This is a genomic window from Pseudomonas sp. (assembly GCF_049301935.1).
In the GTDB taxonomy this organism is placed as follows: Bacteria; Pseudomonadota; Gammaproteobacteria; order Pseudomonadales; family Pseudomonadaceae; genus Aquipseudomonas.
Genome location: NZ_JBAQLP010000002.1, coordinates 1 through 6,355, shown reverse-complemented (window position 1 = coordinate 6,355; position 6,355 = coordinate 1). Strand labels below are relative to the sequence as shown.

General features: G+C 64.5%; 4 protein-coding genes and 1 pseudogene. All 5 read right to left on the bottom strand.

Annotated features, from left to right (window positions below):
- Positions 1–96: pseudogene (locus tag WA145_RS00280) on the bottom strand (electron transfer flavoprotein subunit beta); the annotation flags it as partial.
- 10 nt (positions 97–106) lie between these two features.
- Positions 107–1,330 carry an electron transfer flavoprotein subunit alpha/FixB family protein gene (locus WA145_RS00275; protein WP_422579645.1) on the bottom strand — a complete coding sequence of 408 codons (1,224 nt, stop codon included), beginning with the start codon at positions 1,328–1,330 and terminating at the stop codon, positions 107–109.
- A gap of 133 nt (positions 1,331–1,463) precedes the next feature.
- Entirely contained in the window at positions 1,464–3,425 is a 1,962-nt protein-coding gene (gene dgcB, locus WA145_RS00270; protein ID WP_422579644.1) for a dimethylglycine demethylation protein DgcB, read from the bottom strand.
- Positions 3,426–3,585: 160 nt separating this feature from the next.
- Complete coding sequence (gene dgcA, locus WA145_RS00265; protein WP_422579643.1) at positions 3,586–5,646, bottom strand: dimethylglycine demethylation protein DgcA; 2,061 nt, start codon at positions 5,644–5,646, stop codon at positions 3,586–3,588.
- A 77-nt stretch (positions 5,647–5,723) separates the two neighbouring features.
- Positions 5,724–6,254 carry a DUF5943 domain-containing protein gene (locus WA145_RS00260; protein WP_422579642.1) on the bottom strand — a complete coding sequence of 177 codons (531 nt, stop codon included), beginning with the start codon at positions 6,252–6,254 and terminating at the stop codon, positions 5,724–5,726.
- Positions 6,255–6,355: the final 101 nt, after the last annotated feature.

Here is a 6,355-nt window from a genome sequence, read left to right as displayed (position 1 = left end):
CAATTCCACTGCGCGCGCATCTTGCTCGGCGCGGCGCGGGCGACCGGAGGTCGGGTGGGCGCCGATGGATACCAGGCTGATAACATTCGTATTCATGCTCATATCCTCAAGCCGCATCGCGCTTGGCGCCGTTGCGGTAGGCCTCTACCGCCGCGATCAAGGCGTGCAGAATCGCGGCGCTTTCGCCAATGACCGAGAGATCGGCCCGCTTGATCATGTCGCAACCAGGATCGAGGTTGATCGCCACCACCTTGTCGCAGGCACCGATGCCTTGCAGGTGCTGGATCGCCCCGGAAATACCCACGGCCACGTAGACCCGCGCCGTGACCCAGGTGCCGCTGGCGCCGACCTGGCGATCACGCGCCATGAAGCCATCGTCCACCGCCACCCGCGAGGCGCCTTCGGTGGCGCCGAGGGCAGCGGCGGCCTGGTGGAACAGCGCCCAGTCCTTCACCCCGTTACCGCCGGAGAGAATAAATTCGGCCTCGGCCATGGGGATCTGCGCCGGGTCGACTGCCACGGCGCCCAGATCCTGAATCCGTGGCAGGTGGCTGACCAATGCTTCACTCAGCGCCAGCGGACGCACTTCGTGGCGGGTTTCGCTGACCGGTTCGGCGCACTCCACCGCCGCCAGGATCAGCCGCGGGGCTTGCCGCACCAGGTCTTCCCGCCCGGCACCGGCGCGCCCGCTTGAGATGCCATCGGCCACCTGCCAGACCCGCGTGGCCGGGCGTTCGCCAAGCTTGGCGGCCAGGCGGCGGCCCAGCTCGCCACCGCCGCTGCGGCTGTCGGGCAGCAACCAGTGACGCGGCGACAGTTGCCGCTCCAGCGCACCGAGGGCCAGCACCCGCGCTTCCGGGGCGTAGCCGTCGAAACTGTCGCCGGCGAACTGCAGCAGGCGGTCGACGCCGTTGCTGTCGAAGGCGCTTTCCTTGTGCTCCCCGAAGACCACCGCGACCACCGCACCATCGCTGCCGGCGAGCCTGTGCGCCAGGCCGAGCAGGTCCTTGTCGTGGGCGCTCAGGCGGCCGCCGACCATATCCGGTACCACGGCGATATAGAACGCCGGCTGCTCGATCACCCGCAGCGGCAACTGCACCACGGCGCTGGCCGTCGAGCGCTTGGCCGTGCCGCCTTGCTGCGCGCCGGAGCGGTCGATGCGCTTGAGTCCATTGGGGCCGATAAAACCGACGGCATGGGGATTTTTGCGCAGCACCCCGGCGGCACTGAGCCAGCTGGCCACCGCCGGCTGGGCGGTGGCATGCAGCGGGTGCAGACGGTTGCGCGCTATCCATTCGGCGCGCGGGTCGCGGCGGATAATCTCGCTCATGGGCGGGCCTCCGAAGCGTACTGATCTGGCGTAGGTTGGGTTGAGGGGCGTAGCCCGGATACCCAACGATGAGCGGGCGCAGCGTTGGGTATCGCTACGCTCAATGCCAACCTACAACGAGTCCTCGCGTTCATCACTGCACCCCCGCCATTTCACGCTTGGCCGGCGCCGGCTTTTTTGCCGGGGCAGGCGCCTCCAGCAGCACGTCCGCCACCAGTTCGGCAATATCCTTGACCTCCGGGCGCGGGCCGACCACCCCTTCGAGCATCGCGGTGCACTGCGGGCAGCCCACGGCGACCAGCTCGGCGCCGGTTTCCTGGATATCGCCCATGCGCATATCGGGAATCCGTTGCTTGCCGGGAATATCGGTGATCGGCGCGCCGCCACCACCGCCACAGCAACGCGAGCGGAAGCCGGAACGCTGCATCTCTTTCACTTCGATGCCGATGGCGTTGAGGACGTTGCGCGGGGCCTCATACTCACCGTTGTAACGGCCCAGGTAGCAGGGGTCGTGATAGGTGACCGAACCGCCCTTGTGGGTACCGAGGTTGAGTTTCTGGCCGCTGATCAGTTCATCCATATAGGTGCTGTGGTGCAGTACCGGGTAGTGCCCGCCCAGCTCGCCGTACTCGTTTTTCAGCACATGGAAGCTGTGCGGGTCACAGGTGACAATGCGTTTGAACTGGTACTTGGCCAGGGTGGCGATATTGCGCTTGGCCAGCAGCTGGAAGGTCGCCTCGTCGCCCAGGCGGCGCGCCACGTCACCGCTGTCGCGCTCTTCCAGGCCGAGCACGGCGAAGTCGACCTTGGCGGCTTTCAGTACTTTGACAAAGGCACGCAGGGTGCGTTGGTTGCGCATATCGAAGGCGCCGTCGCCGACCCAGAACAGCACCTCGACGCTGTGCTTGTCGCTCAGCAGCGGCAGATTAAGGTCTGCCGCCCAGTTCAGCCGGCCGCCCGGGGCGAAGCCGCCGGGGTTGTCGGTGGCGATCAGGTTGTCCAGCACCTCGGCGCCCTTGTTCGGGGTGGCGCCTTTTTCAAGCGTGAGATGACGGCGCATATCGACGATGGCATCAACGTGCTCGATCATCATCGGGCACTCCTCGACGCAGGCGCGGCAGGTGGTGCAGGACCACAGCGTCTCGGCATCCACCAGCGCCTTGCCATTGAGGTTGACGATGGGCAGATGGGGGCCGCCGCTATGTTCGCCAATCGGCTTGCCAGGGTAGGGACTGCCGGCAAATTTGGCATCGCTGCCGCCGGCCAGGCCGACCACCATGTCCTGAATCAGCTTTTTCGGGTTCAACGGTTGGCCGGCGGCGAAGGCCGGACAGGCTGCCTCGCACTTGCCGCACTGCACGCAGGCGTCGAAGCCGAGCAGCTGATTCCAGGTAAAGTCGGTGGGTTTTTCCACGCCCAGCGGTGCCTTCGGATCATCCAGGTTCAGCGCCTTGAGGCCGGTGGAGCGGCCGCCACCAAAGCGTTCGGCGCGGCGGTGCCAGGCCAGGTGCAGGGCACCGGCGAAGGCGTGCTTCATCGGCCCGCCCCAGGTCATGCCGAAGAACAGCTCGGACACACCCCAGGCCACGCCGACCGTCAGCAGCAGCGCGAGCATCCAGCCGCCAAAGCCTTCGGGCAGAATCCCGGCCACCGGCAGGGTGGCGATAAAGAAGCTGCCGGCAAACATCAGCAGGCTTTTCGGCAGGCGCATCCACGGGCCTTTCGACAGCCGCGAAGGCGGGTTTAGGCGGCGTTTGGCGACAAACAGCGCGCCGGCAAACATCAGTGTCGTGGCACCTAACAACGCGAAGCCGAGAATGCGGTTATGCAGGCCAAAACCGTGCACCAGAATCGCCAGTACGGCGGCCAGGACAAAACCGCCGGCGGTGGCCACATGGGTGTTGGCGATATATTTGTCGCGGGCCACCACATGGTGCAGATCGACCATATAGCGGCGCGGCATGGCCAGCAGGCCGCCCAGCCAGTCGACCTGGGCCGCGCGGCCGCGGCGCCACATCAAGAAGCGCTTGCCGGCGCCGAGCACGGCCAGGCCGAGTGCGGCGAACAGCAGAATGGGAAGTAGGGTGTTTAACATGATGGCTCCTAACGAACTCATCGAAACGCAAAAACGCAGGCTGGCCGGGATCTATGTAGGAGCGAGCTTGCTCGCTATCAGGGTGTAACCGTCAACGACGATGTCGAGTGTCAGTCAGCCATCGCGAGCAAGCTCGCTCCTACAGGGTTCGGCGTTTAGATCAGAAGTCCTTACACAGGCGCAGCGCGTCGTAGATCGCCGCATGGGTATTGCGCTGGGCCACGCAGTCGCCGATGCGGAACAGCAGATAGCCGTCGCCCGCCTCGCTTAAACACGGCTGCGGCTGAATGGCGAACAGCGCCTCGACGTCGATCTGGCCCTTGTTGCGCGAGCCGTCCTTGAGGGCGTAGTAGAGGCGCTCATCCGGGCGCACGCCGTTTTCCACCACCACCTGATCGACCACCCGCTCTTCTTTCGCGCCGGTGTATTCGTTCTCCAGCACCGCCACCAGCTTGTCGCCCTCGCGGTAGACCTTTTCCAGCATCAGGTCGCCGGTCATGATCACTTCCTTGGGGTACAGGCTGCGGTAGTAGGTGGGGAAGCTGGTGCCGCCGATGGCCACGCCCGGCTTGATGTCGTCGGTGACGATCTCCACCTTGGCGCCCTTCTCGGCGATAAAGTCGGCCACCGACATGCCGGTAAATTCGCAGATGGTGTCGTAGACCAGCACGTTATTGCCCGGGGCAACCGTGCCGTCGAGGATGTCCCAGCTGCTCACCACCAGGCCCTCGGCTGCGCCCCAGTGCTCGTTCTGCTCGATAAACGGATGGCCGCCGTTGGCCAGCACGACGATATCCGGGCGCAGGTCCATGATGCTCGCCTCGTCGGCGCCGGTACCCAGGCGCAGGTCGATGTTCAGGCGCGCCAGCTCCAGCTGGAACCAGCGGGTAATACCGGCCATCTGGTCGCGCTGCGGCGCCTTGGCCGCCAGGCTGATCTGTCCGCCAAGAGCATCCTTCTTTTCAAATAGCGTCACGTCATGGCCACGCTCGGCGGCGACGCGGGCCGCTTCCATACCGGCCGGGCCGCCGCCGACTATCACCACCTTGCGCTTGGGCCCGCTGGATTTCTCGATGATATGCGGCAGGCCCATATATTCACGGCTGGTGGCGGCGTTCTGGATACAGAGCACGTCCAGGCCTTGATACTGACGGTCGATGCAGTAGTTGGCGCCGACGCACTGCTTGATCTGGTCGACCTGGCCCATCTTGATCTTGGCGATCAGGTGCGGGTCGGCGATATGCGCGCGGGTCATGCCGACCATGTCCACGTAGCCGCCTTCGAGAATACGCGTGGCCTGATTGGGGTCCTTGATGTTCTGCGCGTGCAGCACCGGGGCCTTGACCACTTCCTTGATCCCGGCCGCCAGGTGCAGGAACGGCTCCGGCGGGTAGCTCATATTGGGGATAACGTTGGCGAGCGTATTGTGCGTATCACATCCAGACCCCACCACGCCGATAAAGTCGATCATGCCGGTGTCGTCGTAGTACTTGGCGATCTGCTTCATGTCCTCGTGGGACAGGCCGTCCGGATGGAACTCGTCGCCACAGATGCGCAGGCCCACGCAGAAGTCGTCGCCGACTTCCTTGCGCACGGCCTTGAGCACTTCCAGGCCGAATTTCATCCGCCCCTCGAAGCTGCCGCCCCATTCGTCGGTACGCTTGTTCACCCGCGGCGACCAGAACTGATCGATCATATGCTGGTGCACGGCGGACAGTTCCACGCCATCCAGACCGCCTTCCTTAGCGCGGCGCGCGGCCTGGGCGTAGTTGCCGATCACTCGCCAGATTTCCTCGACCTCGATGGTCTTGCAGGTGGCGCGATGCACCGGCTCGCGGATGCCGGACGGCGACATCAGGGTCGGCCAGTGGAAACCATCCCAGCGCGAGCGGCGGCCCATGTGGGTAATCTGAATCATGATCTTGGCGCCGTGCTTGTGCATGGCGTCGGCCAGGTTCTGGAAGTGCGGAATGATCCGGTCGGTCGACAGGTTGACCGAACTCCACCACTGCTGCGGGCTGTCGATGGCCACCACCGAGGAGCCGCCGCAGATCGCCAGGCCGATGCCGCCCTTGGCCTTCTCTTCGTAATACTTGATGTAACGCTCGGTGGTCATGCCGCCGTCGGTGGCATAGACCTCGGCGTGCGCGGTGGACAGCACGCGGTTGCGGATGGTCAGCTTGCCGATCTGGATCGGCTGGAACATTGCTTCAAAAGCCATTGCGGCACCCTCACGGAGCTTAGGGTTGGGGGAAGGACATTAACGAGCGGCTAACGCCCTCCCACATACCTTTGTTTTTAGAGCGGTTTGACCCGGAACAGGCCGTGGTCGTGGCCTTCCTGCGAGGCGCCGTAAACCTGTTCGGCACGGGTTCGCAGGCTACTGCCCTGGGCCTGGAGAATCTGGTCCATGGCGCCGGCGAACCAGCCGGTGAACATGTAATCCACCGGGCGACCGCACTTGCCGTAGACGTAGACGAAGGCCGAGTGGTCCAGGCGCACTTCGCAGGTACCGGCGTCGAGGTCGATCGACTGGATCTTGAACAGGCCCCAGCCACGCTGCGACAGGCGCTTCATATAGTGCTCGAACACCGCCACGCCCGAGAGGCCATGGCATTCGGCCTCTTTCTCGCACCAGTGCCAGGCGGACTTGTAGCCGGCCTTGTAGAGGATCTCGGCATAGGCGTCGGCGCCGAGGACTTCCTCGATGCCGATATGGTTGTTGACGAAGAAATGCCGCGGCACATAGAGCATCGGCAGGGCGTCGGTGGTCCAGACGCCGGTTTCGTCGTCGACCTGGATAGGCATTTCGGGTGCGTGGGTGGCCATATGTTCAGTGCTCCAGAATTCGCTGGTGTTAGTGCGTGATGGGTATCGCTGTGCTCAACCCATCCTACGAAGGTGTTCGGTTCGCTTGCGCAGGGTGGGCC

Coding starts and splice junctions, on each gene's coding strand:
- WA145_RS00275 (WP_422579645.1), bottom strand. CDS start 1,330: ATGAGCGAGATTATCCGCCGCGACCCGCGCGCCGAATGGATAGCGCGC.
- dgcB (WP_422579644.1), bottom strand. CDS start 3,425: ATGTTAAACACCCTACTTCCCATTCTGCTGTTCGCCGCACTCGGCCTG.
- dgcA (WP_422579643.1), bottom strand. CDS start 5,646: ATGGCTTTTGAAGCAATGTTCCAGCCGATCCAGATCGGCAAGCTGACC.
- WA145_RS00260 (WP_422579642.1), bottom strand. CDS start 6,254: ATGGCCACCCACGCACCCGAAATGCCTATCCAGGTCGACGACGAAACC.